Here is a 24,381-nt window from a genome sequence, read left to right as displayed (position 1 = left end):
GGCCGGGGGCAGCGCGTTCTGCCTGGCACACTGCAAGCCCAGGCTTTGCGGTAACTGCGTTGCCGGTCGCAGCCTCGCGTTGCTCGGCAGCGGCTACAGGTATCGGCCCGAAACATTGGCTATCCACCCCGCCGACCGGCGCCCATTGCGCGGCTCTTTGCGCCCTGCCACAATCGCGAATAATTCTCGTTAGTTTCAACTTCTCGATTGGGATACCCAGGTGCCGTCAGCCCAAAGCCCCCACAGTGACCTCGTTGGTGCGTTGTATCGCGACCATCGCGGCTGGCTGCTGGCCTGGCTGCGGCGCAACGTGGCCTGCCCGCAACGGGCCGAGGACCTGAGCCAGGACACCTTCGTCCGCCTGCTGGGCCGCGACGAACTGAAAGCCCCGCGCGAGCCGCGGGCGTTCCTGGTGGCCATCGCCAAGGGCCTGCTGTTCGACTACTTCCGCCGCGCCGCGCTGGAGCAGGCCTACCTCACCGAACTGATGCTGATCCCGGAAGAGGAACACCCCTCCCCGGAAGAACAGCAATCGATCCTCGAAGACCTCAAGGCCATCGACCGCCTGCTGGGCAAGCTGTCGAGCAAGGCCCGCGCCGCCTTCCTCTATAACCGCCTCGACGGCCTCGGCCACGCCGAAATCGCCGAACGCCTCGGGGTGTCCGTGCCGCGGGTCAGGCAGTACCTGGCCCAGGGCATTCGCCAGTGCTACGTCGCCCTGTACGGTGAGCCGGCATGAGCCCGCTCAACGCCAAACCGGTGTCCGCCCGGGTGCTGGACGCGGCGATTGCCTGGCAGTTGTCGCTGGATTCCGGCGAAGGCAACCCAATGGCCCGCGAAGAATTCGCCAAATGGCACGCCGCCGATGAAGAACACGCCCGCGCCTGGCGCCAGCTGGGCATGCTCGACCAGCGTTTCAGCGTCGCCAGCGGCCCGGCCCGCAGCGCCCTGCTGCAATCGCGGGACGGCATCCGGCGGCGCGTGCGCAAGCTCGGCAGCGGGCTGGCCAGCGTCGCCCTGCTGCTGGGCCTGGCCCTGTTCGCCGGCGACCGTTACGGCCAGCTGGATTACTGGCTCGCCGACCAGCGCACCGCCACCGGCGAGCAGCGCACCCTGCGCCTGGCCGACGGCACCGTGATCAACCTCAATACCCACAGCGCCGTGGATATGCGTTTCGACGAAAAGCAGCGACGCATCGTGTTGCAGGAAGGCGAGATCCTGGTCGAGACCGGCCACAACGACGCCCGCCCCTTTATCGTCGAAACCCGCGAAGGCCATATGCGCGCGCTGGGCACGCGCTTCCTGGTCAAGCGCGAGGAACAGGGCACGCGCCTGAGCGTGCTGCAATCGGCCGTGGCCGCGCGGCCTGAATCCAGCCAGGACGAGCAGATCCTCAAGGAAGGCCAGCAGGTGCTGATGCGCCGCGACGGCCTCGGCCCGCTGCTGGCCCTGAACCCCGGCGCCGACGCCTGGACCCGCGGCATGTTGGTGGTGGACAACGCACGCCTGGCGGATCTGGTCAGCGAACTGGGGCGCTACCGCCGCGGCCATCTGGGGGTGGCCGACGAGGTGGCCGACCTGCGCATCACCGGCAGCTTCCCGCTGCACGACACCGACCTGGCCCTGAGCGCGCTGCTGCCGACGCTGCCCGTGGCCATCGAGCGGCATACGCCCTGGTGGGTGACGTTGGTGGCGCGGACCGAGAGCAAGGCCAAGCCCTAGGCAGCACGATTTTTATCGCGAGCAAGCTCGCGAAAATTCCAACTGACGCCGCCTGCCCCAACCTGAAATGTCCCTCTTATTTTCGTGAATCGAAATTATTTTCAGTCCGCCCTATCACTTTTGGAGTCTCGTCCGGCACATAGGCAATTGAGAAATGTTTCCATCCAGGAGCCGCCGTATGTCCCGCTCGCTAGACACCCTGTTGCGCCCCAGCCTGTTGGCCGTGGCGATTGCCCTTTGCGCCCCGCTGGCCAGCACCCCGCTGATCGCCGCCGAACAGGCGTCCAGCGTGCGCGCCTACAACCTGCCGGCCGCGCCCCTGGCCCGCACCCTGAACCAGATCGCCAGCCAGTCGGGCCTGGCCCTGAGCCTCAACCCGAGCCTGGCCGCCGGCAAGACTTCGGCCCCGGTCAAAGGCCAGTTCGACGCCGCCGGCGCCCTGCGCGAGGCCCTACGCGGCACCGGCCTGCAACTGGAACAAAGCAGTGCCGGCACCTACAGCCTGGTGGCGATTCCCGACGGTGTGGTGGCCCTGCCGGAAACCAGCATTACCGGCCAGCAGGCTTATGAGAGTGCCTGGGGGCCGGTGGACGGTTACCTCGCCACGCGCACCGCCGCCGGCACCAAGACCGACACCTCGCTGGTCGAAGCGCCGCGTTCGATTTCCGTCGCGACCCGCCAGCAGATGGAAGACCGCAACGTGCAGAATCTGGACGATGCCGTGCGTTACATGCCCGGTATCGTTTCCGCCAGCTACGGCAGCGACACCCGTTATGACTGGATGCGCGTGCGCGGCTTCGAGCCCACCCAATTCCTCGACGGCCTGCCGCTGCCCCGCGGTGTGTATGCCAACCCGAAAGCGGAGACCTGGAACCTCGACCGCCTGGCCCTGCTGCGCGGCCCGGCTTCCTCCGTCTACGGCCAGACCCCGCCGGGCGGCCTGCTGGACATGGTCAGCCGGCGCCCCAGCGCTCAATCGAGCAATGCCATCCAGCTGCAGTACGGCAGCGACAACTACCGCCAGATCAACTTCGCCAGCACCGGCAAGATCGACGATGAAGGCCAGTTCCTCTACGGCCTCAGCGGCGTGGTGCGGGATGCCGGAACGCAGGTCGATCACATCGACAACAAGCGCTACAACATCGCCCCCAGCCTGACCTGGAACATCGACACCGATACCAGGCTGACCCTGCTTTCGCAGTTCACCCGCGACGACACCGGGGCGACCAGCCAGTTCATGCCGATCCAGGGCACCAAGATCAAGTCGCCACTGGGCGATGTCTCCCATCACAAGAACCTCGGCGACCCGGACTACGAGTTCTACGACCGTACCTACTACGCCCTGGGCTATGCCTTCGAGCACCGTTTCAACGATGTCTGGCAGTTCCGCCAGAACCTGCGCTACACCAAATCGGAGCTGTCCTTCCAGCAACTGACCGTGGGTTCCTACGCCTACTCCCCGGCTGACGCGGCAGGCAATATCAGCCGTACCTCGACCAACGTCGACGAGGACATCAGCCAGTTCGCGGTCGACAACAACTTCCAGGCCGACTTCGCCACCGGCGACATCACCCACACCGTGCTGATCGGCCTGGATCACCAACGGACCGACACTTCCTACCTGTCGATTTACGGCGACGGCGGGACCACCAACATCTTCAATCCGGTTTATGGCCAGCCGATCGTGCGCCCGGCGCGCTCCAGCGCTTACTACGACTACAACCAGAAAACCGTGCAGACCGGCCTCTACGTGCAGGACCAGATGGCCCTGGACAAATGGCGCCTGACCCTGGGCGGTCGTGAAGACTGGGTGCACCAGGGCACCACGTACTTCAACAAGAACGACGTGACCAACACCGACCGCAGCAAGAACTTCAGTGGCAACGCGGCACTGAGCTATGTGTTCGACTCGGGCCTGGTGCCGTACCTGTCCTACGCCGAATCCTTCCAGCCCGCCAGCAACGCCAGCGTCTCCCCCACCGAGTCGTATAAACCCACGGAAGGCAAGCAATGGGAGCTGGGCATCAAGTACCAGCCGCCGGGCTCCAACACCTTGCTGAGTGCGGCGGTCTACGACTTGACCCAGAAAAACGTGCTGGTGACCAGCATCGGTGCCGGTGGCGAGTCGGTCACCAACCAGACCGGCGAAGTGAAGGTCAAAGGCCTGGAACTGGAAGCCGTGTCCGACGTGACCGACAACCTCAAGGTCATCGCCGCCTACACCCTGGCCAAGTCCGAGGTGCAAAAAGGCATCTACAAAGGCAACCGCCTGCAACTGATGCCCAACCAGCAAGCCTCCCTGTGGACCGACTACACCTGGCACAGCGGTGTGCTCGACGGTTTCGGCATTGGCGCCGGTGCCCGCTATACCGGCAACACCTACGGCGACCAGGCCAATACCTGGCTGGGCAAGGCCAATGCCTACACAGTGTTCGATGCCGCCGTGCATTACGACCTGGGCCGCCTGGACAGCAGCCTCAAAGGCGCGTCGCTGAAACTCAACGCCACCAACCTGTTCGACAAGGATTACCTGTCCACCTGCGATGGTTCCTACTGCTATTTCGGCGATCAGCGTAGCGTGGTCGCCAGTGCCACCTATCAGTGGTAATCGGCTGAGTTAACAACCAGGCCGTCCTGCAAGGACGGCTTTGCTGTGTCTGAAGGCTAAGAAATGAAAAGCAAAACCATTCGCCGCTGGTCCTTTATCCACACCTGGACCAGCCTGATCTGCACGGTGTTCCTGCTGATGCTGGCCCTGACCGGCCTGCCGCTGATCTTTCACCACGAGATCGATCAACTGCTGGGCGACGCACCGCAGCTGCGGGAAATGCCCGCCGACACCCCGCAGCTGGATCTGCAGCAGCTGGTGCGCGCCGCCGAGGCCCATCGGCCGGGCGAGGTCATGCAGTACTTCGGCTGGGACGAGGAAGACCCCAACGGCGTGCTCACCATCATGGCCAGGACCGCCGGCACCGAGCCCAACTCGTCCCACACCTTCATGCTCGACGCGCGCACCGGCGAAGCCGTGGAAACACCCTCGGCCAATGGCGGGCTGATGATGTTCATGCTGCGCCTGCACGTGGACCTGTTCGCCGGCCTGCCGGGCAAGCTGCTGCTGGCGTTCATGGGGCTGCTGTTCGTGCTGGCGATCGTCTCCGGCGTGGTGCTGTACCTGCCGTTCATGCGCCGGCTGGAGTTCGCCACGGTGCGCCAGGACAAGTCCACCCGCCTGCGCTGGCTGGACCTGCATAACCTGATCGGCGTGGTGACCCTGACCTGGGCCCTCGTGGTCGGCGTCACCGGGGTGATCAGCGCCTGCGCCGACTTGCTGATCGCGGCCTGGCGCAACGACAGCCTCAGCGCGATGATCGAGCCTTACCGCGAGGCCCCGCCACTGACCCGACTGGCCCCGGCCAGCCGCCTGCTGGAGATCGCCAAGGAAGTGGCGCCGGGCATGCAGCCGGACTTCATCGCCTTCCCCGGCACACGTTTTTCCAGCGAGCATCACTACGCGGTGTTCATGAAAGGCAGCACCCACCTGACCTCGCACCTGCTGACCCCGGTGCTGATCGACGCCAGCACCCTGGAGGTCACCGCGGTGGCCGAACGTCCCTGGTACATGGACGCCATGGGCATGTCGCAACCGCTGCACTTCGGCGACTACGGCGGCCTGCCGATGAAGATCCTCTGGGCGACCCTGGATGTGCTGACCATCATTGTCCTGGGCAGCGGGGTGTACCTGTGGCTGGTGCGGCGCCGCGCGGCCCGGCCGGCATTAGGCGAACCCGCCGCGGTGGCGCCATGAAGCCGCGGCAATCGAATTTCTGGAAGGTCTTCGGCGCGCCGTTGTTCATTGCCGTGCTCTGTGCCGCGGGGCTGTTCTCCGCGCTGCTCGGCGACGGCATCTGGGACGCCCTGAGCTGGCTCGGCCTGGGCGCTCCGGCCCTGATCGCCCTGCGGGGTCTGTTCAACCGCCCGCCACCGGCCTGACCCCGGCGGCGGGGAAACCGCGCCACAGGTACAGCGCCAGCCCCAGGCCGATCGGCAGCACCGGGATGAATACGCGGTTTTCCTGCTGCGCCTCGGCGGCCACCAGTACGCAGAACAGCGCCAGCCCCAGCAGCGGTACGTAGCTCGCCGCCAGGCCCCAGCGCCAGGGCCGGGTCACCGGGCCGGGGCCCCGCAGACTCAGCAGGGCACAGCCCAAAGCCGGCAAGGCCAGCGCCGGCAGCGCCCAGTACCAGGCCATGTAGGCGAACGCCATGATCAGTTCCGGCTCACCCTCGCCGTGGCGGCGAAACTCATACTGCAAGGCCAGGTACACCGCCAGCGCGCCCGACAGCGTCAGGACCAGGCTGTACAACCCGTGCCGAAAATAACACCTGCGCATTCATCACTCCTTGTCTGTCCTGCATGCCGCCCCTGTGGCCGGGGCCAGAGGCTGCGTTAAGATCCCCGGGGCGGCGAGCCTGCGCTCCACTTCCACCTTCGAGGAATATTCATGTCCACCCCCAGCATGACGCTGTTCCACAACCCGGCATCACCTTATGTGCGCAAAGTCATGGTGCTGCTGCACGAGACCGGCCAGCTGGACCGCGTGGTCCTGCAAGCCAGCCAGTTGACCCCGGTGAACCCGGACACCGCCCTCAACCAGGACAACCCGCTGGGCAAGATTCCCGCCCTGCGCCTGGCCGACGGCAACGTGCTGTACGACAGCCGGGTGATCCTCGACTACCTCGACCAGCAGCATGTCGGCAACCCGCTGATCCCCCGCGAAGGCTCGGCCCGCTGGCGGCGCCTGACCCTGGCGGCGCTGGCCGACGGGATCCTCGATGCCTCGGTGCTGATCCGTTACGAACTGGCCCTGCGCGCCCCCGAGAAACACTGGGAGCAGTGGCTCGACGGCCAGCGCGACAAGATCCGCCGCGCCCTGGCCGTGCTCGAGGCCGATGCGATCGCCGAACTGGCCAGCCACTTCGACGTCGCTTCCATCGGCGTCGCCTGTGCCCTGGGTTACCTCGATTTCCGCCACCCCGACCTGCGGTGGCGCGACGCCCAGCCCCAACTGGCGGCCTGGTACGCCGAGGTCAGTCGACGCCCTTCGATGCTGGCGACCCAGCCGCCGGTTTGAAGGCCCCGGGCGCGGTCATCACCTGAAGCATGGTGGCGGCCGGTCCGGCCCTATCGCGAGCAAGCTCGCTCCTACATGGAACAGCGCAGTACCTGTAGGAGCGAGCTTGCTCGCGATGGCCGCCCCACGGAGCTTCAGGCAGCAACCCGACTATCCATGCCAGCAAGGCTTCCGCTGCCTGCTGGTCCTCGCGCAACCCCAACGACCTACTCATGGGCCACCTGCGCCTCGAACGTCAGCGGCTGGGCCGGTTTGGCCTGGCCTACGCCGTACCAGTCGAGTTTGCGGGTCAGCACCATGAACACACCCAGCAGGCCGAACAGCAGCAGCGAGCCCATCAGCAGCGCGTAATCCTCGGCGCTGAGCAAGCCGTACAACAGGCCATACAAAGCGGCCAGGCCGGCGGCGAAACTCAGGCCGTGGCCCAGGCTGCGCAACACATGGCTGACGTAGAAGCCGATCAGCGCCACACAGGCCCCGGCCGACAGCAGGTAGGCCAGGGCGAAGCCGATGTGCTCCGACAGCGACAGCAGCAACAGATAGAAGAACGCCAGGGCCACGCCCACCAGGGCGTATTGCACCGGGTGCACCGCCAGGCTCTTGAGCACCTCGAAGAGGAAGAAGCCGGCAAAGGTCAGGGCGATGAACAGCAGCGCGTATTTGATCGCCCGGTCGCTCTTGAGGTACTGGTCCACCGGGTCGATGAAACTCACGCCGAAGGAGCGGTTCTTGAACTCCTTGCACTGCCCGCTGGCCAGGCAATTGATCAACGCGCTTTCCAGGTTGGTGGAGAAGAACGAGGTCTGCCAGTTGGCGGCGAAGCCCAGGTCGGAAATCTCACGCTGGGCCGGCAGGTAGTTGCCGATAAAGCTCGGATGAGGCCAGTCGGCACGCAGGCGCACCTTGCTGGTCTTGCCCACCGGCAGCACCTGCAACTGACCGGTGCCTTGCAGTTGCAGATCGAAGGCGAAGTCCAGGTCGGTGCTGCGCTTGCCGTCCAGCAGCGGCAGGTTGACGTGTACGCCCTCCCCGAGCCAGTCAATCCGGCTGCCGGGAGCGAACGGCAGGTTCTGTCCGTTCAGTTCGAGGGCCAGCGCTTGTTCGATACCGCGAATGTCGCTGATGCCCACGGCGAGAAACGGCTGCTCGAATTTGTAGTCGACGAAGTCTTCCTTGATCCCCAATTGCTCGGGCAGCGCAAACTGGCCGCTGATGCGGTTGTTGGCATGGAACAGCCGGGCCTGGTAGATGCCCCGGGCACGCAATTCGGTCCGTACCTGGCCATCGAGTTCGAAGTGCTCCGGCAGGAAATACAGCTGCCCGCGCTCTTCTCCCAGCTCCTGGTAACGCTTGTTGGTCTTCTCGTTGGTTTTCCAGGTGCGCACCACCTTGCGATAAGGCACCACCAGCAGCGGGCCGCTCAGTTGCTGGCTGTAGCTGGAGCTGCGGGCGATATCGGTCAGCACACCGTCGCGCAGTTCCTGGCGCTCCTGGATCAGCCCGTCGATCATCAACAGCGGGACCAGCAGCCCCAGGATCAAAAGGGCGATAGCCCCCAGCTTTATGGTCAGATTGCGATTCATGGGTTCTCTCCCTGTTCGAATGAGGGAGAGTCTGGGCAGCCCATGTGGGGGTTTTATGGGGGCTGTGTGGAGACTGTGTGGAGATTGCCCCTCGCCCTTTGCAGGAGCGTCTATCGGTGGCCCCATAGAGATGGGGTGGCTGGCAGATCTGGCGGCTGCTTCGCGCCCGATCGCAGGCTGCGCCAGCGGCTACACAGATTCCGTGCATCTTGCAGCCGCTGGCGCAGCCTGCGATCGGTCTGCGAAGCAGCCGCAAAACGGTACACGCAGGGAATCAGGCCGGGAACTGCAAGGTCACTTCAACGCCGCCTTCCACATTGCCGATCCGCATCTGGCCGCCATGCAGCTGCACCACCTCTTCGACGAAGTTCAGCCCCAGGCCGGTGCTTTTGCGCCCGCTGTCAGGCCGTGGCAGGGAGTAGAAACGTTCGGTCAGGCGCGCCAGGGCGTAGTCCGGGATGGGCTCGGCCTGGTTGAACAGGCTCAACCGCAGCTGGTCGCCCGTTCTGCTGGCGCTCAGGCGCAGCACACCACCGGCGGGGGTGAAATCCAGGGCGTTTTCCAGCAGGTTGCCCAGGGCCTGGCGCAACAGGAACGCTTCTCCCGACAGCTTCAGCCCCGGGTCGATACGCTGCTCGACCTGCAGGCCCTTGCCCTCGATCCGTGCCTTCTGGCTGTCCAGCACCTGGTTCGCCAGGTCCGCCAGCGGCACCGCCTCCCGCTCTTCCAGGCCATGACGCTGCTCGACCAGCGCCAGGTTCAGCAAACGCTCGATCAAGTGCTGCATGCGCGCGCTTTCGCTGTCGATGTTGCTGACGAAACGTGCGCGCTGTTCGCCGGGCATATCGCTCTGCAACAGCTCCGCCGCCCCGCGAATCGCCGCCAGCGGGCTTTTCAGTTCGTGGGTCAGGGTGTGCACATAACGCTCGACATAGGCCTTGCCCTCCAGCTGGGTGCGCATGTCCTCCACCGCCGTGGCCAGCTGTTCCAGTTCGCCGCCGCGATAGTGCGGCAGCTCGGCGCGACGGCCTTCGCTGACCGCCTGGGCATAACCGGTCAGGCGGCGCAGGGCAGCGCTCAGCCACCAGGACAGCAAGGCACCGAACAGCAGGCCCAGGCCGATCAGGCCGGCGCCGTACCACAGCAGGCGGCGCTCGGTGCGGTCGACGTAGGGTTGCAGGGAACTGTTGGGCTTGGCCACGGTGACCACGCCGATGATCCGGCCGTTGTCGCGAATCGGCGCGCCGACATGCATCACCGAGGAGTTCGGGTCATCGGCCACGCTGCGCGAGGAGCGCGCGCCGTATTGGCCGCGCAGGGTCAGGTACACGTCGTTCCAGCGCGAATAGTCCTGGCCGACCGCCAGGCCGCTGGAGTCCAGCACCACTTTGCCCTGGGCGTCGGTGACGTAGATGCGGTGGTTGACCTGGTTCTTCGGCAGGCCCCAGATGGTCGCCGCCGGCTGCCGCTCGCCATAGGCCTTGAGCAACTGCGGCCAGCGGTTCTCGCTGAGGGTGCCGGCCTTGAAGTCATCGCGCAGGATTTCCGCCAGCAGGTTGGCGGTGTCCACCAGGGTTTCTTCGGTGGACTGGCGCACGCCCGGGCGGATCTCCTCCATCACCGTGCTGAGCACGAAATAACCGGTCAGGCCGACGAACAGGACGTAGACCAGGAAAATCCGGATTCCCAACGGCATCAGCTGTGCCCCGGGCTGTAGCTGTAGCCCAGGCCGCGATGGGTCTGGATCGGCTCGGCATCGGCCGCCACCAGGCGCAGCTTGGCCCGCAGGCTCTTGATATGGCTGTCGATGCTGCGCTCGTAGCCGGCATCCGCCGCCACCCCCAGGGCGTCGAGCAACTGCTCGCGGCTGAACACCCGCTCGGGTTGCTCCAGCAGGCAATGCAGCAGGCGGAACTCATGGCGGGTCAGGCTCAGCAACTGGCCGCGATAGCTGATCTGGAACTTGTCGGTATCGACCTGAAACGGCGAAGCCGGCGCCTCGACCACCGCCCGCGGCGCCATGCGCTTGAGGATGGCCTTGACCCTCGCGGCGACCTCGCGCGGGCTGAAGGGCTTGACCACGTAATCGTCGGCGCCGATTTCCAGGCCCACCACCCGGTCGATTTCACCGTCCCGGGCACTGAGGAACATCACTGGCACCTCGCTGAAGCGCCGCAGTTGCTTGCAGGTTTCGAAGCCGCTGATGTCCGGCAGGCCAATGTCGAGAATCAGCAGGTCCGCCGGTGTATGGCGCTGATAGTCCAGCGCCGCCTGCCCGAGATTCAGCCAGGTGGTGCTGAAACCTTCACCCTGCAGGGCAAAAATCAGCGTATCGGCAATCGCCGCTTCGTCTTCGACAATCAGGATATGAGGCATGGCATCCAAGCACGGGAGGTAAGTGCCAGAACGGTGCCGGATGCCTCATGCGCCGTCAATCAGGTCTGATCAGCAGTCGGGCTTGTCCGCGGTGTAACGCCGGGCCGGGTTCACGGCGGCGCCGAACTCGCGCAGGGCCTTGGCGCCGATCAGCAGTGGGTAGTTGAAGCTGCTGCGGTCGGTCAGGTTGACCTCGACAGTGCGCTTGACGTTACCCAGGCACATTTCCAGGTCGACCACCGGACGCTTGGCCACCTGGGCCTCTTCCTTGTCTTCGTCTTCATCGGCGCGGTTCTTGATCTTGCTGATCCGCGCCACCTTGTGTTCGTAGACCTTGCCGTCGGCATCCTTGGTCGCCAGGCGGAAACGTACCCACTCCTCGCCATCGCGGGTGAAGGTCTCGATGTCCTTGGCCGACAGCGAGGCGGTCAGGGCGCCGGTGTCCATCTTGGCCTTGAGGGTTTCGCCGATTTCCGGCAGTTGAATGTATTCGTAGCGCCCGTAGAGGGTCGGCTCGGCGGCCATGACCGGCAGCGCCAGCAGGGACAGGAGTGCAAGGACGGATTTCACGTGAGCAGGTTCCTTGGAAAGTGGGCAGCAGGATTTTAGACCGTGGCCGGGCAATTGGTTCGGCCCGCGAGAAAACCCGCAGCCGCCACGGTCGGCGAAATTGACCGCCAGCATATCCCGGTATACGTGAAACATTCGTCAGCACATCAGGATTTGGCCAGCCCGGCCAAGGTGCTTATCATGGCGCGCCCAAAGGTTTTCAAGAGTTCCTTATGCGCCGCCTGCTCACCGGCTGTTTCGTCACCCTGCTGCTGTTGCTCAACACCCTGGTCCTGTTCGGGCCGCTGATGGTGTTCGCCCTGCTCAAGCTGGTCCTGCCAGGGCGCCTGCGCGACTATGCGTCGAAGGCGGTGATGTGGATTGCCGAAACCTGGGCCGAAATCGACAAACTGATCTTCGCCCTGTGCATTCCCACCCAGTGGGATATCCGCGGCGGTGACGAGCTGCGGGGCGACACTTCTTACCTGGTGATCAGCAACCACCAGTCCTGGGTCGACATCCCGGCGCTGATCCAGACCCTCAACCGCCGTACCCCCTTCTTCAAGTTCTTCCTGAAAAAAGAGCTGATCTGGGTGCCCTTCCTCGGCCTCGCCTGGTGGGCCCTGGATTATCCCTTCATGAAGCGCTACAGCAAGGCGTTCCTGGCCAGGAACCCGGAGCTGCAAGGCAAGGACCTGGAAATCACCAAGGCCGCCTGCGAGCTGTTCAAGCGCCAGCCGGTCACGGTGGTCAACTACCTGGAAGGCACCCGCTTCACGCCGGCCAAGCGTGAGCAGCAGCAATCCCCTTTCAAGCAGTTGCTCAAGCCGAAGGCCGGCGGCGTGGCCTTCGTACTGGCGGCCATGGGCGAACAGCTCGACGCCATCCTCGATGTGACGGTGGTCTATCCGCAGCAGAAGATTCCCGGTTTCTGGGACCTGATCAGCGGCAACGTGCCGCGGGTGATCGTCGATATCCAGACCCGTGAGCTGGACCCGGCGTTGTGGCAGGGGGATTACGAAAACGATCCGGCGTTTCGCCAGACCGTCCAGAACTGGGTCAACCAGCTCTGGACCGAAAAGGACCAGCGCATCGACGCCTTGCGCGCCGAGCGCCGTTGATCAACTGCCGCTGCCGACGCCCCAGATCCCGCCCAGGCTGTTGAGCAGCGAACCGCCCACGCCCTGCTGACCCAGGTATTGCAGGAGCACCGGGGCGAACTGGCCGATCATGCCGCTGTCCATGCCCAGGGCGCTGAATGCGCTGTTCAGGTCATTGGTGTTCTGCACGTTACCCAACGCACTCTCCAGGCCGGCGGTCTTGTTGCCACCGCTCTGCCCCAGCAGGCCACTCAAGGCGCCCAGGCTGCCCAGCGCGTTGCCGCCCGAGAGCTTGTCCAGCCCCGGAACGCTTTTGCTCAGTTGCGAGTAATCGGTGCTGCTCAGCTGGTTCTTCGCCAGGCCCAGCATCGCGCCGGTACCGCCGATGGCCTGCTCCGGCGTGACATCCAGCTGCGAAAGGGCACTGAGCAGATTGGCGGTCTGCGAGGTTGGAGCGGCAGCGGCGGCCTTGTCGCCACCCTGCATGCTGGACACCGCATTGGCGGCATCGCTCAGGCTGAAGCCTGCGGCAAAAACCGGGCTGGCTCCCAGGGTCAGCAACGTAGCCAGTGCAACACTGCGGGAAATTTTCATCGAGACAACCTCTTGAGCATGAAAACCACCCGATATTGGGTGGGAAAAAGCAGCCATTTGACTGGTGGCCAATAGGAATGTTCCCGGTCGCCGATCACAGATCACCACAAGGTTACCTCCCCAGCGCGAAACCAGGTTTTCCGAAGATCGACCTTTAGCCCCGCACGACAAAACCTGAATCAATGTCGAGCAGGTTTTATTGCGGGCAGGCTCGCTTCTACAGCGCAGAAGCGGCCCCTGACCGATAACCTGGCAAAGACGTTTCTGAAAAGTCTCAGCATGGTCCCCATGCAACCGGGTCTATGATTTCGCTGTTTTCGTCAAAGCAGCCATAGCAAACCACAATGAAAAAAATCCTGTATCCACTCTTGGCCATTGCACTCATCTCCATCGTGGCCTGGCGCGTCTGGTCGCCGGTCGATGATTTGGCATGTGCGGGCCAAACCGCAGCCAACGGCCCGCTGAGCCGTTTCGTTACCGACTACTTCAAGCAAGGTAATGAAAGAGCCTGGCAAGAAGACACCAACGTCTTCGATATCCTCGCCGAACCCACGGCCAGCAGCATCACCCAGCAGCCGCAAGCGTATTACTGCGAAGCGCTCGGTCTGCTTGAAAGCCCGACACGCACACAGTCGGAGAAGGTCTATACCTCGATCCTGATGCTGAAGCTGCCCATCAACCATTACCTGAGCCTCATGGATCACAGCCACAGGTTTTATAAAGAGGGGCGGATCGATGACACAGTGCTGGGCTTTGTCCTTAAGCCCAGAGGAACCGCGCTCAACTATTGGTGGCTTCCGCAGTGGCGCTCCCGCTTCAACCGAGATGCGCCGTCTGTGTTCCCGCCACCCGACATTGCAGAAATACTGTCCGGGAAATACTGGCTCCACTATCCAGGCGCAGGTTTCTGAACATCGAAAACAGGCATAAAAAAGGGCAACCCGAGGGTCGCCCTTTTTACTGCGCCAAAGCCTTAGGCCGCACTGAACAGCTTGTGCGGGTCGATGACGAATTTCTTCGGCACGCCGGCATCGAACTCGCCGTAGCCACGCGGTGCGTCGTCCAGGCTGATGACCTGCACGCCGACCACTTCGGCGATGTTGATGCGGTCCCACATGATGGCTTGCATCAGTTGGCGGTTGTACTTCATCACCGGGGTCTGGCCGGTGTGGAAGCTGTGGGACTTGGCCCAGCCGAGGCCGAAGCGGATGCTCAGGCTGCCCATCTTGGCCGCGGCATCCACCGCGCCCGGGTCTTCGGTGACGTAGAGGCCCGGAATACCGATCTTGCCGGCGACCCGCACCACGCCCATCAACGAGTTGAGCACCGTGGCCGGCGCTTCGTGCTGGGCACCGGAATGACCATGGCCGCGGGCTTCGAAGCCCACCGCGTCGACCGCGCAATCCACTTCCGGCTCGCCGAGCAGCGCGGCGATCTGTTCGTGCAGCGGGGTGTCCTTGGACAGGTCGGCGATTTCAAAACCCTGGGCCTTGGCGTGGGCCAGGCGCACCGGGTTGACGTCGCCAACGATCACCACCGCCGCGCCCAGCAGACGGGCGGACGCAGCCGCGGCCAGGCCTACCGGGCCGGCACCGGCGATGTAGACGGTGCTGCCCGGGCCAACGCCGGCCGTTACCGCGCCGTGATAGCCGGTCGGCAGGATGTCGGACAGGCAGGTCAGGTCGCGGATCTTCTCCATGGCCTTGTCGCGGTCCGGCAGCTTCAGCAGGTTGAAGTCGGCGTACGGCACCAGCACGTACTCGGCCTGGCCACCGGTCCAGTCGCCCATGTCGACGTAGCCGTAGGCACCGCCGGCGCGGGCCGGGTTGACGGTCAGGCAGACCCCGGTGTGTTGCTCCTTGCAGGAACGGCAGCGCCCGCAAGCCACGTTGAACGGCACCGAGACCAGGTCGCCGAGCTTCAGGTTCTCGACGTCGCTGCCCTTCTCCACCACCTCGCCAGTGATTTCGTGACCCAGGACCAGGCCGACCTGGGCAGTGGTACGGCCGCGCACCATGTGCTGGTCCGAGCCGCAGATATTGGTGGATACCACGCGCAGGATGACGCCGTGCTCAATCTTCCTGCCACGCGGGTCCTGCATTTTTGGATAGTCGATTTTCTGTACTTCGACCTTGCCGTTGCCGAGATACACGACACCACGATTACCAGACATGCTTTCACCTCGCTGTTGTTTTTATGAAACCGCGTTGCCGGAAAAAGGCAGCGCGTAGAGTGCTCGGGTACAGATGCTGTTTCGTTCTTCAAAATCGCTTCGCTGTAGCCGCTGCCGCAGGCTGCGATAAGTCCGGGCCACGTTGGTCGAAGGGCCCTCAAGGGCGGCGCCCCCTACGGGGTCGATCGCAGCCTGCGGCAGCGGCTACAGGTCATAGAACCACCGTCCGGTTGGCGTTCAGAAACACCCGCCGTTCGATGTGATAACCCACAGCCCGCGCCAGGGTCAGGCCTTCGATATCGCGCCCCTTGGCGATCAGGTCCTCGGGGTAATGACTGTGGTCCACCACTTCCACGCCCTGGGCGATGATCGGGCCCTCGTCCAGGTCGTTGTTGATGTAGTGCGCGGTGGCGCCCACCAGTTTCACGCCCTTGTTGTAGGCCTGGTGATAAGGCTTGGCGCCCTTGAAACCGGGCAGCAGGGAGTGGTGGATGTTGATCGCCTTGCCATCGAGCTTGCGGCACAGCTCCGGCGACAGCACTTGCATGTAGCGCGCAAGGATCACCAGTTCGGCGCCGGAGTCCTCGATCACCTGCCACACCTGGCGCTCCTGGGACGGCTTGTCGTTGGGGTCCAGGGGGAAGTGGTAGTACGGGATCTGGTGCCAGTCGGCCAGGGGCTTGAGGTCCGGATGGTTGGACACCACCGCCACCACGTCCATCGCCAGTTGGCCGATGCGCTGGCGGTAGAGCAGGTCGTTGAGGCAGTGATCGGCCTTGGAGACCATGATCACCACTTTCGGCCGATGCTGCGGCGGGGTCAGCTCGACGTTCATGTCGAAAGCCCGGGCGCGCTCGGCCAGACCGTCGCGCAGGCCCTGCTCGTTGAAGTTCTCGGGCTGGCGGAATTCCACGCGAATGAAAAAACGCGCCGAAAGCCGGTCATCGAAGGAGTGGTGCTCGGTGACGTAGCAGCCCTGCTCGAACAGAAAGCGGGTCACCGCGTCCACCGTGCCGAGCACGCTGGGGCAGTCGGCAGTGAGAATCCAGGTATCGGGTGCGCGACTCATGCGGGGTGACTCCTGTTCGTAAGTACACTTCTGTAGCCGCTGCCGCAGGCTGCGATAAGTCCGGGCCACGTTGGTCGAAGGACCTTCCAGCGCCCTCAAGAGCGACGCCCCCTGCGGGGTCGATCGCAGCCTGCGGCAGCGGCTACAGGGATTCGCGTCAGGCCTGGACGCTGAGGCCGTATTCGGCGGCGGCATCCTGCAGCCACAACCACCAGTAATCGGAGAAGCTGCGGCGGATCACCAGTTCCCAGGTGTCTTCGCCCATGCGGCGGATCACCAGTTGCGACTTGGCGAACACAGTGCCAACGGCCTTGCCCACCGGGAAGTTGTTGGGGTGCACGTCGTAGCTGGTGGACTTCATCAGCACCTGGCGCACGTTCGGGCCGGACAGTTCGAGAATCTGCTGGCCGCCACTGACGTTGACGATCTGGATGTGCAGGTCGCCCAGCGCTTCGCGCAGTTTTTTCTCGGCGGCGAATTCTTCGCCGCTCGGCACCACCAGCAACCACTCGTCCGGCCCCATCCACTGCAGGCTGGTTTCGCCCTTGGCGACCACGGTCAGGGCCACCGGCAGCTCCAGGCCCAGGGCCTTGTGCACGCCGGCAGCGAAGGCCGGGTCATGAGCATCGCCACGGATGGTCAGGTGGCCGAGGAGTTTCTTCTCGCGCAGGGTCACGCCTGCGTTCTTGCGGCCCTTGCCCACCAGGCTGGCGAGGTCGGCATGGTGCAGCGACGACTCGGCTTTGGCGCCAGTGGTCGGGCGCTGTTGGTAAACGTTGACTGCGGTCATAGAGCACCTGTCTTGAAATTCTGTTGTGCGAAAACCACCGATCCTGTAGCCGCTGCCGCAGGCTGCGAACGACTGCGAAGCAGGCGCCGCTCTTGATGGCGCCGGAAGGTTCTTCGAACCTTATCGCAGCCTTCGGCAGCGGCTACAGGACCTTTGTTAAACGTTCTGGCGATCGCCTTTCGGATCGAAGAACACCGAAGAAACGATTTCCGCCTCGATCACCGTGCCGTCGGCCAATGGCGCGAACACCCGCTCGCCCATCCGCTTCAGGCCGCCCTTGACCACACCCATGGCAAACGAATAACCCAGGGAGTTATGGGCATAGCTGGAGGTCACGTGACCAACCATGCTCATCGGGATCGCCTGCTTGGTGTTGAACACCAGTTGCGCGCCTTCCGGCAGCCACTGGTTCGGGTCGATCGGCTTCAGGCCCACCAGTTGCTTGCGCTGGTCGCGCACGCAGTCTTCGCGGTTCATGCCACGCCAGCCGATCCACGAGAACGGTTTGGTGCGACCGACACACCAGCCCATGTTCAAGTCATCCGGAGTCATCGAGCCGTCAGTGTCCTGGCCGACGATGATGAAGCCCTTCTCAGCCCGCAATACGTGCATGGTTTCGGTGCCGTACGGGGTCAGGTTGTACTTCTTGCCGGCCTCGACGATCTGCTCCAGCACGCCCATGGCGTAATCGGCCTGGACGTTGACTTCGTACGACAGCTCGCCGGTGAAGGAAATGCGGAACACCCGCGCCGGCACGCCGCCCACCAGGCCTTCTTTCCAGGTCATGAACGGGAAGCCGTCCTTGTCCAGATCGATATCGGTGACTTCGCTGAGCAGCTTGCGGCTGTTCGGCCCGGACAGGGTCATGGTCGCCCAGTGGTCGGTGACCGAGGTGAAGTACACCTTGAGGTCCGGCCATTCGGTCTGCTGATAGATCTCCAGCCATTGCAGGACGCGCGCGGCGCCGCCCGTGGTGGTGGTCATGATGAAGTGGTTTTCGCCGACACAGGCGGTCACGCCGTCATCGAAGACCATACCGTCTTCCTTGCACATCAGGCCGTAGCGCGCCTTGCCCACGTCGAGCTTGGTCCAGGCGTTGGTGTAGATGCGGTTGAGGAACTCACGAGCGTCCGGACCCTGGATATCGATCTTGCCCAGGGTCGAGGCGTCGAGCAGGCCGACGCTGTCGCGCACCGCCTTGCACTCGCGCTTGACCGCGGCGTGCAGGTCTTCGCCATTCTTCGGGAAGTACCAGGGGCGCTTCCACTGGCCGACGTCCTCGAACTCGGCGCCGTTCTTCACGTGCCACGCATGCAGCGCGGTGAAACGCACCGGCTCGAAGATGTGCCCGCAGTGACGACCGGCCACGGCGCCGAAAGTCACCGGCGTGTAGTTCGGACGGAACATGGTGGTGCCCATCTGCGGGATGCTCACGTTCAGCGAACGGGCCGCAATAGCCAGGCCGTTGACGTTGCCGAGCTTGCCCTGGTCGGTACCGAAGCCCAGGGCGGTGTAGCGTTTGACGTGCTCGACCGACTCGAAGCCCTCGCGGGTCGCCAGTTCGATGGCGGCGGCGGTGACGTCGTTCTGCAGGTCGACGAACTGCTTGGGTGCCCGCGCGGTGCCTTTCTCATGGGGCACCTGGAACAGCGCCAGGGTCGGTTCTTCCACACGGCTGAGGGCCTTGGGCAGTATCGCTTCCACGGCCTTGAAACCCGCTTCGCTGGCGGCACGCACGCCACCTTCGAAACCGTCGGCCAGGGAATCGCCGAGGCCATAGACGCCGTTGATGCCGCCGACACACACGCGTTTCTGCGGTGCTTCGCCCGGTACGAAACCGAGGATGTCTTCACGCCAGATCGGCTTGCCGCCCAGGTGCGACGCCAGGTGCACCACCGGGCTGTAGCCGCCGGAGCTGGCAATCAGGTCGCAGTCCAGCCACTCGCCCGGGCTTGTGACCTTGTGAGCCTTGACGTCGATCGCCGCGACGCGGGCGCCGGTCACATGCTTGCTGCCACGGGCTTCGATCACCGCACTGGAAGTGAGGATGCGAATGCCCTTGGCGCGGGCTTCTTCCACCAGCGCGCCGCGTGGGTTGTGACGGGCATCGGCGATGGCCACCACTTGCAGGCTGGCGTCGAGCCAGTCCAGGGCCACACGGTAGGCGTGGTCGTTGTTGGTGCTCAGCACCAGCTTCTTGCCCGGTGCCACGCCGTAGCGGCGCACGTAGACCGAGACCGCGCCGGCCAGCATGTTGCCCGGCACGTCGTTGTTGCCGTAGACCAGCGGACGCTCGCAGGCGCCGGTGGCCAGTACCACGCGCTTGGCGCGCACCCGGTGGATGCGCTGGCGCACCTGGCCGATTGGTGCGCGGTCGCCGAGGTGGTCGGTCAGGCGCTCGTGAATGGTCAGGAAGTTATGGTCGTGGTAGCCGTTCACGGTAGCCCGTGGCAGCAGGGTCACGTCTGGCAGCGACTTCAGCTCGGCGACCACGGTGGCGATCCACTCGGCCGCCGGCTTGCCGTCCAGGCTTTCGCGGCTGTCCAGCAGGCTGCCGCCGAATTCTTCCTGCTCGTCGGCGAGGATCACCCGCGCACCGCTGCGCGCAGCCGCCAGGGCCGCGGCCAGGCCGGCGGGGCCGGCACCGACGATCAGTACGTCGCAGTGCTGGTTCATGTAGTCGTAGGTGTCCGGATCGTTCTCGGTCGGCGAGCGACCCAGGCCCGCGGCCTTGCGGATGTACTTCTCGTAGGTCATCCAGAACGATTGCGGGTACATGAAGGTTTTGTAGTAGAAGCCCGGCGGCATCAGCTTGCCACCGACCTTGCCGAGAATCCCCATCATGTCGTTGTTGACGCTTGGCCAGCCGTTGGTGCTGGTGGCGACCAGGCCCTGGTACAGCGCCTGTTGGGTGGCGCGCACGTTGGGGATCTGGGTGGCTTCGGTGGCGCCGATCTGCAGCACCGCGTTCGGCTCTTCGGCACCGGCGGCGAAAATGCCGCGCGGCCGGGAATACTTGAAGCTGCGACCGATGATGTCCACGCCGTTGGCCAGCAGGGCGGCGGCCAGGGTGTCGCCTTCAAAGCCTTTGTAGGTCTGGCCGTTGAAGGTGAAGCTGAGGACTTTGTTGCGGTCGATGCGTCCGCCGTTGGACAGGCGATTGGACTGGCTCATACCTTCTCTCCCAGAGCCTGCGTGGCCGCTTTCGGGCTATCGGTCTTGTCGGTGAATTGCGGCTTGGTACCGATCTTGTAGGTTTCGAGAATCTCGTAGGTCACGGTGTCGCGGGTGGCGTTGAAGTACTGACGGCAGCCGGCGGCATGGATCCACAGCTCGTGATGCAGGCCGCGAGGGTTGTCGCGGAAGAACATGTAGTCGCCCCACTCCTCGTCGGTGCAGTTGTTCGGGTCCAGTGGACGCGGGATATGCGCCTGGCCGGACGAATGGAATTCCTCTTCGGAGCGCAGTTCGCCGCAGTGAGGACAGAAGATGTGCAACATAGGGATTTCTCCTGTTAGTGGGCGACAGCTGCAGCGCCGTGTTCGTCGATCAGCGCACCGTTGTGGAAACGGTCGATGGAGAAAGGTGCGGCCAGCGGGTGCATTTCACCCTTGGCCAGGCTCGCGGCGAATACGTTGCCCGAGCCAGGTGTTGCCTTGAAGCCGCCGGTGCCCCAACCGCAGTTGAAGAACATGTTCGGCACCGGGGTCTTGGAGATGATCGGGCAGGCGTCCGGGGTGGTGTCGACGATGCCGCCCCACTGGCGGTTCATGCGCACCCGCGAAAGGATCGGGAACATCTCGACGATGGCCTGGATGGTGTGCTCGATCACCGGGTACGAACCGCGCTGGCCGTAGCCGACCCAGCCGTCGATACCGGCGCCGATCACCAGGTCGCCCTTGTCGGACTGGCTGATGTAACCGTGCACCGCGTTGGACATGATCACGCTGTCGATGATCGGCTTGATCGGCTCGGACACCAGCGCTTGCAGCGGGTGCGATTCGATCGGCAGGCGAAAGCCGGCGAGCTTGGCCATGTGCCCGGAGTTACCGGCGGTGACCACGCCGACGCGCTTGGCGCCGATGAAGCCCTTGTTGGTTTCCACGCCGATGCACACACCGTTTTCCTTGCGGAAGCCGATCACTTCGGTCTGCTGGATCAGGTCCACGCCCAGGGCGTCGGCGGCACGGGCGAAGCCCCAGGCCACGGCGTCGTGACGGGCCACGCCGCCACGGCGCTGGACGGTAGCGCCCAGCACCGGGTAGCGAGTGTTTTTCGAGCAGTCCAGGTACGGAATCTCGTCCGCCACCTGCTTGGCGTTGAGCAGCTCGCCGTCCACGCCGTTGAGGCGGTTGGCGCTGACCCGACGCTCGGAATCACGGATGTCCTGCAGGGTGTGGCACAGGTTGTAGACGCCGCGCTGGGAGAACATCACGTTGTAGTTGAGGTCCTGGGACAGGCCTTCCCACAGTTTCATCGCGTGTTCGTACAGGTGCGCCGACTCGTCCCACAGGTAGTTGGAACGCACGATGGTGGTGTTGCGCGCGGTGTTACCGCCGCCCAGCCAGCCTTTCTCGACCACGGCGACGTTGGTGATGCCGTGCTCCTTGGCCAGGTAGTAGGCGGTCGCCAGGCCATGCCCGCCACCGCCGACGATGACCACGTCGTAGACCTTTTTCGGGGTCGGCGTGCGCCACATGCGCTGCCAGTTTTCATGGTGGCTGAGGGAGTGCTTGAAGAGGCCGAAGCCCGAGTAGCGTTGCATAGTCATTTACTCCAAAACCGCACTCAGCGATAAACCGGGAAGTCCGCGCACAGGGCCGATACCTGACGAGCGACATTGGCCTCGACATCGGCATCGCCGAGGTGATCGAGGATGTCGCAGATCCAGCCGGCCAGCTCCACGCACTGGGTAACCTTGAAGCCGCGGGTGGTCACCGCCGGGGTGCCGATACGCAGGCCGGAGGTCACGAACGGCGACTGTGGATCGTTCGGCACGGCGTTCTTGTTCACGGTGATGTGCGCGCGACCCAGGGCGGCGTCCGCCTCCTTGCCGGTGAGGCCCTGACGGATCAGGCTGACCAGGAACAGGTGGTTGTCGGTGCCGCCGGACACTACATCGTAGCCGCGTTTGATAAAGACGCCGGCCATGGCCTGGGCGTTGTCGATCACTTGCTGCTGGTAGGCCTTGAAGCCAGGCTCCAGCGCTTCCTTGAAGCACACCGCCTTGCCGGCGATCACGTGCATCAGCGGGCCGCCCTGGGCGCCCGGGAAGACCGCGGCGTTGAGCTTCTTCTCGATTTCTTCGTTGGCCTTGGCCAGGATCAGGCCGCCACGCGGACCGCGCAGGGTCTTGTGGGTGGTGGTGGTGACCACGTCGGCGTAAGGCAGCGGGTTCGGGTACAGGCCAGCGGCGACCAGGCCGGCGACGTGGGCCATGTCGACGAACAGCAGCGCGCCGACCTTATCGGCGATCTGGCGGAAGCGTGGGAAGTCGAGGGTCTTGGAGTAGGCCGAGAAGCCGGCGACGATCATCTTCGGCTTGCACTCGACGGCCAGGCGCTCGACTTCGTCGTAGTCGATCAGCCCGGTGTTGGTGTCGATGCCGTACTGCACGGCGTTGTACAGCTTGCCCGAGGACGACACCTTGGCGCCGTGGGTCAGGTGGCCACCGTGGGCCAGGCTCATGCCCAGGATGGTGTCGCCGGCTTGCAGCAGGGCCAGGTACACGGCGCTGTTGGCCGAGGAACCGGAGTGCGGCTGGACGTTGGCGTAGTCGGCGCCGAACAGTTGCTTGGCGCGTTCGATGGCCAGGGCCTCGACCTTGTCCACGTGCTCGCAGCCGCCGTAGTAGCGCTTGCCCGGATAACCTTCGGCGTACTTGTTGGTCAGGCCGCTGCCTTGCGCTTGCATCACGCGCTTGCTGGTGTAGTTCTCCGACGCGATCAGCTCGATGTGATCTTCCTGACGTTGCTCCTCGGCATTCATGGCCGCCAGCAGTGCATCGTCATAACCCTGGATTTGGTCTTGCTTGCTGAACATCGCGTCTCTCCCAGCGGCGGCGGTGCGCCTTTCGTCTCGGTGAGGCACGTACCCTGCGGTAGTGCCCTTTGGATGCGATGGTATGACCGGCGCTGACCGGCCAAATGCCTATGGACGCCACGCAAAGGTGCGTTTACGACATGGCCTGGCGCAGAGAGACAAATGCTTGCGGGCGCCACGCGCCGAAGGCTCTATGTCGGTGGCTTGCCCGCGACCGCCAGCACCCGCCACCGACCAGTGGCGCGACGGGTTTCGGGTTGGCGTGTCGCCTCTGTAGCCGCTGCCGAGCCTGCGAGGCTGCGCTCGAGGACGCAGTCCTCGCAAAACCTGAGCACGCGATATGCCTGGAAGAACAGGTTGCCTGGTTTTACGACCGCTTCGCGGCCGAGCGCAGCCTCGCCAGCTCGGCAGCGGCTACAGGGCGTTCGTAGCGACAACGGTTCGCCGTCAGGCCAGCAGGTTGCGCAGCATCAGCAGCAGGAGGAAATGCCCGGGATACAGCAGATAGGCCCAGCGCCGCATCGGTGGCGGCGAAAAACCGCGCATCCGGCGCAGGATCGCCAGCCCCAGCCACGGCGCCAGCACGCAGGCGAGCAGCGCCCAGGCGGCCACCTGACTGCCCAGGCGCGCCGCCGGCAGCAGGCTTTGCCACTGGTTGGCCGCCAGGCACAGCAGCCCCGGCAGCAGCGCCCAGTACCAGCGGCGCAGCAGCACCAGCAACATCGCCAGCGGCAGCAAGACGCCGAACAGGCCGAACATCAGGTACCGGTCGAACAGCCCGCCGAGCAAGGCCGCGCCGATCCCCAGCCACAGCGCCAGCCCGCCGCGACGCTGCCAGGCGCGGGCCACCAACAGGCCCAGGGCCAGGGTCGGCAGCACATTCAGGGTGTCGGGGTCGGGAATGTACAGCCGGTACGGCACCTCGCTGAGCAGGCTGAACAACAGCAGCCAGCCCAGGTAACGCCATTGCCCCGCGCCCTCGCGACCCACCGCGCCGGCCCGCGCCACATTGGCCGCCAGCGCCAGGCAGAACCAGGGAAACGCCAGGCGCCCGGGCACATACAGCAGATCGAGGCTCCAGCCGACGTAGCGCAGGTGATCGAGCACCATGCAAAGCAGCGCCAGCCACTTGAGCAGGTCCAGGGCGCCATCGCGTCGGGCGGCCAGCGGGGTCAGCAGCGGGTCTGGCATATATCCTCATGGCCTGTGCATTTTTCACCCATAAACAGAGCGTGTGCTCCCCCCTCAATCT

22 protein-coding genes are annotated in these 24,381 nt (G+C 64.5%); 8 read left to right on the top strand and 14 right to left on the bottom strand.

The genetic code is table 11. The annotated features are described in order from the left end of the window. The first annotated feature begins 220 nt into the window (after nt 1–220). The 5 genes from AC07VU_RS07025 (at nt 221) to AC07VU_RS07005 (ending at nt 5,712) form a co-directional block, all read left to right on the top strand. A complete protein-coding gene (locus AC07VU_RS07025) occupies nt 221–739 on the top strand; it encodes an RNA polymerase sigma factor (protein WP_007926037.1) in 519 nt (172 codons plus the stop codon). After that, nucleotides 736–1,722: a FecR domain-containing protein gene (locus AC07VU_RS07020; protein ID WP_495029647.1), complete on the top strand. Its 987-nt coding sequence runs from the start codon at nt 736–738 to the stop codon at nt 1,720–1,722. The genes AC07VU_RS07025 and AC07VU_RS07020 overlap by 4 nt, the downstream gene beginning before the upstream one ends. Nucleotides 1,723–1,900: 178 nt before the next feature. Continuing rightward, nucleotides 1,901–4,330, top strand: coding sequence for a TonB-dependent siderophore receptor (locus AC07VU_RS07015; protein WP_495029646.1), 2,430 nt, complete (start codon nt 1,901–1,903; stop codon nt 4,328–4,330). A gap of 63 nt (nt 4,331–4,393) precedes the next feature. Further along, nucleotides 4,394–5,527, top strand: coding sequence for a PepSY-associated TM helix domain-containing protein (locus AC07VU_RS07010; RefSeq protein ID WP_495029645.1), 1,134 nt, complete (start codon nt 4,394–4,396; stop codon nt 5,525–5,527). Then, nucleotides 5,524–5,712: a hypothetical protein gene (locus AC07VU_RS07005; RefSeq protein WP_495029644.1), complete on the top strand. Its 189-nt coding sequence runs from the start codon at nt 5,524–5,526 to the stop codon at nt 5,710–5,712. Before AC07VU_RS07010 ends, AC07VU_RS07005 begins: the two co-directional genes overlap by 4 nt. On the opposite strand, the gene AC07VU_RS07000 is transcribed toward AC07VU_RS07005, so the two are convergent. After that, the gene (locus tag AC07VU_RS07000; protein WP_053262912.1) at nt 5,690–6,112 is read right to left on the bottom strand and encodes a hypothetical protein; all 423 of its coding nucleotides are present in this window, start codon (nt 6,110–6,112) and stop codon (nt 5,690–5,692) included. The genes AC07VU_RS07005 and AC07VU_RS07000 overlap by 23 nt on opposite strands. 111 nt (nt 6,113–6,223) lie before the next feature. Between AC07VU_RS07000 and AC07VU_RS06995 the strand changes: the two genes are divergently transcribed. Continuing rightward, the gene (locus tag AC07VU_RS06995; RefSeq protein WP_495029643.1) at nt 6,224–6,853 is read left to right on the top strand and encodes a glutathione S-transferase; all 630 of its coding nucleotides are present in this window, start codon (nt 6,224–6,226) and stop codon (nt 6,851–6,853) included. Between the two features lie 206 nt (nt 6,854–7,059). Here AC07VU_RS06995 and creD read toward each other — a convergent pair whose 3' ends face one another. The 4 genes from creD to rloA2 form a co-directional block, all read right to left on the bottom strand. Beyond that, a complete protein-coding gene (gene creD, locus AC07VU_RS06990) occupies nt 7,060–8,436 on the bottom strand; it encodes a cell envelope integrity protein CreD (protein ID WP_053262913.1) in 1,377 nt (458 codons plus the stop codon). Between the two features lie 274 nt (nt 8,437–8,710). Then, a complete protein-coding gene (gene creC / locus AC07VU_RS06985) occupies nt 8,711–10,132 on the bottom strand; it encodes a two-component system sensor histidine kinase CreC (RefSeq protein WP_087089451.1) in 1,422 nt (473 codons plus the stop codon). Then, nucleotides 10,132–10,812, bottom strand: a complete 681-nt coding sequence (gene creB / locus AC07VU_RS06980; protein ID WP_009045935.1) for a two-component system response regulator CreB — start codon at nt 10,810–10,812, stop codon at nt 10,132–10,134. Before creB ends, creC begins: the two co-directional genes overlap by 1 nt. Nucleotides 10,813–10,881: 69 nt before the next feature. After that, entirely contained in the window at nt 10,882–11,382 is a 501-nt protein-coding gene (gene rloA2 / locus AC07VU_RS06975; protein ID WP_007926027.1) for a retropepsin-like aspartic peptidase RloA2, read from the bottom strand. 212 nt (nt 11,383–11,594) lie between these two features. On the opposite strand from rloA2, the gene yihG reads away from it, so the two are divergent. Further along, nucleotides 11,595–12,482 (top strand): 1-acylglycerol-3-phosphate O-acyltransferase, YihG family, encoded by an 888-nt coding sequence (gene yihG, locus AC07VU_RS06970; protein WP_495029642.1) that lies wholly within the window; start codon nt 11,595–11,597, stop codon nt 12,480–12,482. Here the strand turns inward: yihG and AC07VU_RS06965 are convergent, their stop codons facing one another. Next, on the bottom strand, nt 12,483–13,055 hold the full coding sequence (locus tag AC07VU_RS06965; protein WP_097135183.1) for a DUF2780 domain-containing protein: 573 nt from the start codon (nt 13,053–13,055) through the stop codon (nt 12,483–12,485). 344 nt (nt 13,056–13,399) lie between these two features. Here AC07VU_RS06965 and AC07VU_RS06960 point away from each other — a divergent pair, with 344 nt between their 5' ends. Beyond that, entirely contained in the window at nt 13,400–13,966 is a 567-nt protein-coding gene (locus AC07VU_RS06960; protein WP_274304872.1) for a hypothetical protein, read from the top strand. Between the two features lie 62 nt (nt 13,967–14,028). On the opposite strand, the gene fdhA is transcribed toward AC07VU_RS06960, so the two are convergent. From fdhA to AC07VU_RS06920, 8 genes are all read right to left on the bottom strand, one after another. Beyond that, nucleotides 14,029–15,228 (bottom strand): formaldehyde dehydrogenase, glutathione-independent, encoded by a 1,200-nt coding sequence (gene fdhA / locus AC07VU_RS06955; protein WP_009045939.1) that lies wholly within the window; start codon nt 15,226–15,228, stop codon nt 14,029–14,031. Between the two features lie 211 nt (nt 15,229–15,439). Then, entirely contained in the window at nt 15,440–16,297 is an 858-nt protein-coding gene (gene purU / locus AC07VU_RS06950) for a formyltetrahydrofolate deformylase (RefSeq protein WP_007926386.1), read from the bottom strand. 157 nt (nt 16,298–16,454) lie between these two features. After that, nucleotides 16,455–17,087, bottom strand: a complete 633-nt coding sequence (locus AC07VU_RS06945) for a sarcosine oxidase subunit gamma (RefSeq protein WP_062824389.1) — start codon at nt 17,085–17,087, stop codon at nt 16,455–16,457. A gap of 156 nt (nt 17,088–17,243) precedes the next feature. Further along, nucleotides 17,244–20,261 carry a sarcosine oxidase subunit alpha gene (locus AC07VU_RS06940; RefSeq protein ID WP_101339315.1) on the bottom strand — a complete coding sequence of 1,006 codons (3,018 nt, stop codon included), beginning with the start codon at nt 20,259–20,261 and terminating at the stop codon, nt 17,244–17,246. Beyond that, entirely contained in the window at nt 20,258–20,587 is a 330-nt protein-coding gene (locus AC07VU_RS06935) for a sarcosine oxidase subunit delta (protein WP_007926380.1), read from the bottom strand. Before AC07VU_RS06935 ends, AC07VU_RS06940 begins: the two co-directional genes overlap by 4 nt. 14 nt (nt 20,588–20,601) lie before the next feature. Then, nucleotides 20,602–21,852, bottom strand: coding sequence for a sarcosine oxidase subunit beta family protein (locus AC07VU_RS06930; RefSeq protein ID WP_007926378.1), 1,251 nt, complete (start codon nt 21,850–21,852; stop codon nt 20,602–20,604). Nucleotides 21,853–21,875: 23 nt separating this feature from the next. Further along, on the bottom strand, nt 21,876–23,129 hold the full coding sequence (gene glyA / locus AC07VU_RS06925; protein ID WP_007926375.1) for a serine hydroxymethyltransferase: 1,254 nt from the start codon (nt 23,127–23,129) through the stop codon (nt 21,876–21,878). A 447-nt stretch (nt 23,130–23,576) separates the two neighbouring features. Next, complete coding sequence (locus tag AC07VU_RS06920; RefSeq protein ID WP_492570647.1) at nt 23,577–24,320, bottom strand: TraX family protein; 744 nt, start codon at nt 24,318–24,320, stop codon at nt 23,577–23,579. Nucleotides 24,321–24,381 lie beyond the last annotated feature (61 nt).

This window comes from Pseudomonas sp. GW821-FHT02B10, assembly GCF_059421865.1.
This window is presented reverse-complemented; position numbering and strand designations above follow the sequence as displayed.

Bases quoted from the DNA above. Each gene is read 5' to 3' on its own strand.
- AC07VU_RS06940 (WP_101339315.1), bottom strand. From the start codon at position 20,261: ATGAGCCAGTCCAATCGCCTGTCCAACGGCGGACGCATCGACCGCAAC.
- AC07VU_RS07000 (WP_053262912.1), bottom strand. From the start codon at position 6,112: ATGCGCAGGTGTTATTTTCGGCACGGGTTGTACAGCCTGGTCCTGACG.
- AC07VU_RS06945 (WP_062824389.1), bottom strand. From the start codon at position 17,087: ATGACCGCAGTCAACGTTTACCAACAGCGCCCGACCACTGGCGCCAAA.
- purU (WP_007926386.1), bottom strand. From the start codon at position 16,297: ATGAGTCGCGCACCCGATACCTGGATTCTCACTGCCGACTGCCCCAGC.
- AC07VU_RS06930 (WP_007926378.1), bottom strand. From the start codon at position 21,852: ATGCAACGCTACTCGGGCTTCGGCCTCTTCAAGCACTCCCTCAGCCAC.
- AC07VU_RS06965 (WP_097135183.1), bottom strand. From the start codon at position 13,055: ATGAAAATTTCCCGCAGTGTTGCACTGGCTACGTTGCTGACCCTGGGA.
- fdhA (WP_009045939.1), bottom strand. From the start codon at position 15,228: ATGTCTGGTAATCGTGGTGTCGTGTATCTCGGCAACGGCAAGGTCGAA.
- AC07VU_RS06920 (WP_492570647.1), bottom strand. From the start codon at position 24,320: ATGCCAGACCCGCTGCTGACCCCGCTGGCCGCCCGACGCGATGGCGCC.
- AC07VU_RS07020 (WP_495029647.1), top strand. From the start codon at position 736: ATGAGCCCGCTCAACGCCAAACCGGTGTCCGCCCGGGTGCTGGACGCG.
- AC07VU_RS06960 (WP_274304872.1), top strand. From the start codon at position 13,400: ATGAAAAAAATCCTGTATCCACTCTTGGCCATTGCACTCATCTCCATC.
- yihG (WP_495029642.1), top strand. From the start codon at position 11,595: ATGCGCCGCCTGCTCACCGGCTGTTTCGTCACCCTGCTGCTGTTGCTC.
- creC (WP_087089451.1), bottom strand. From the start codon at position 10,132: ATGCCGTTGGGAATCCGGATTTTCCTGGTCTACGTCCTGTTCGTCGGC.
- AC07VU_RS06995 (WP_495029643.1), top strand. From the start codon at position 6,224: ATGTCCACCCCCAGCATGACGCTGTTCCACAACCCGGCATCACCTTAT.
- glyA (WP_007926375.1), bottom strand. From the start codon at position 23,129: ATGTTCAGCAAGCAAGACCAAATCCAGGGTTATGACGATGCACTGCTG.
- creB (WP_009045935.1), bottom strand. From the start codon at position 10,812: ATGCCTCATATCCTGATTGTCGAAGACGAAGCGGCGATTGCCGATACG.
- AC07VU_RS07005 (WP_495029644.1), top strand. From the start codon at position 5,524: ATGAAGCCGCGGCAATCGAATTTCTGGAAGGTCTTCGGCGCGCCGTTG.
- AC07VU_RS06935 (WP_007926380.1), bottom strand. From the start codon at position 20,587: ATGTTGCACATCTTCTGTCCTCACTGCGGCGAACTGCGCTCCGAAGAG.
- AC07VU_RS07010 (WP_495029645.1), top strand. From the start codon at position 4,394: ATGAAAAGCAAAACCATTCGCCGCTGGTCCTTTATCCACACCTGGACC.
- AC07VU_RS07015 (WP_495029646.1), top strand. From the start codon at position 1,901: ATGTCCCGCTCGCTAGACACCCTGTTGCGCCCCAGCCTGTTGGCCGTG.
- creD (WP_053262913.1), bottom strand. From the start codon at position 8,436: ATGAATCGCAATCTGACCATAAAGCTGGGGGCTATCGCCCTTTTGATC.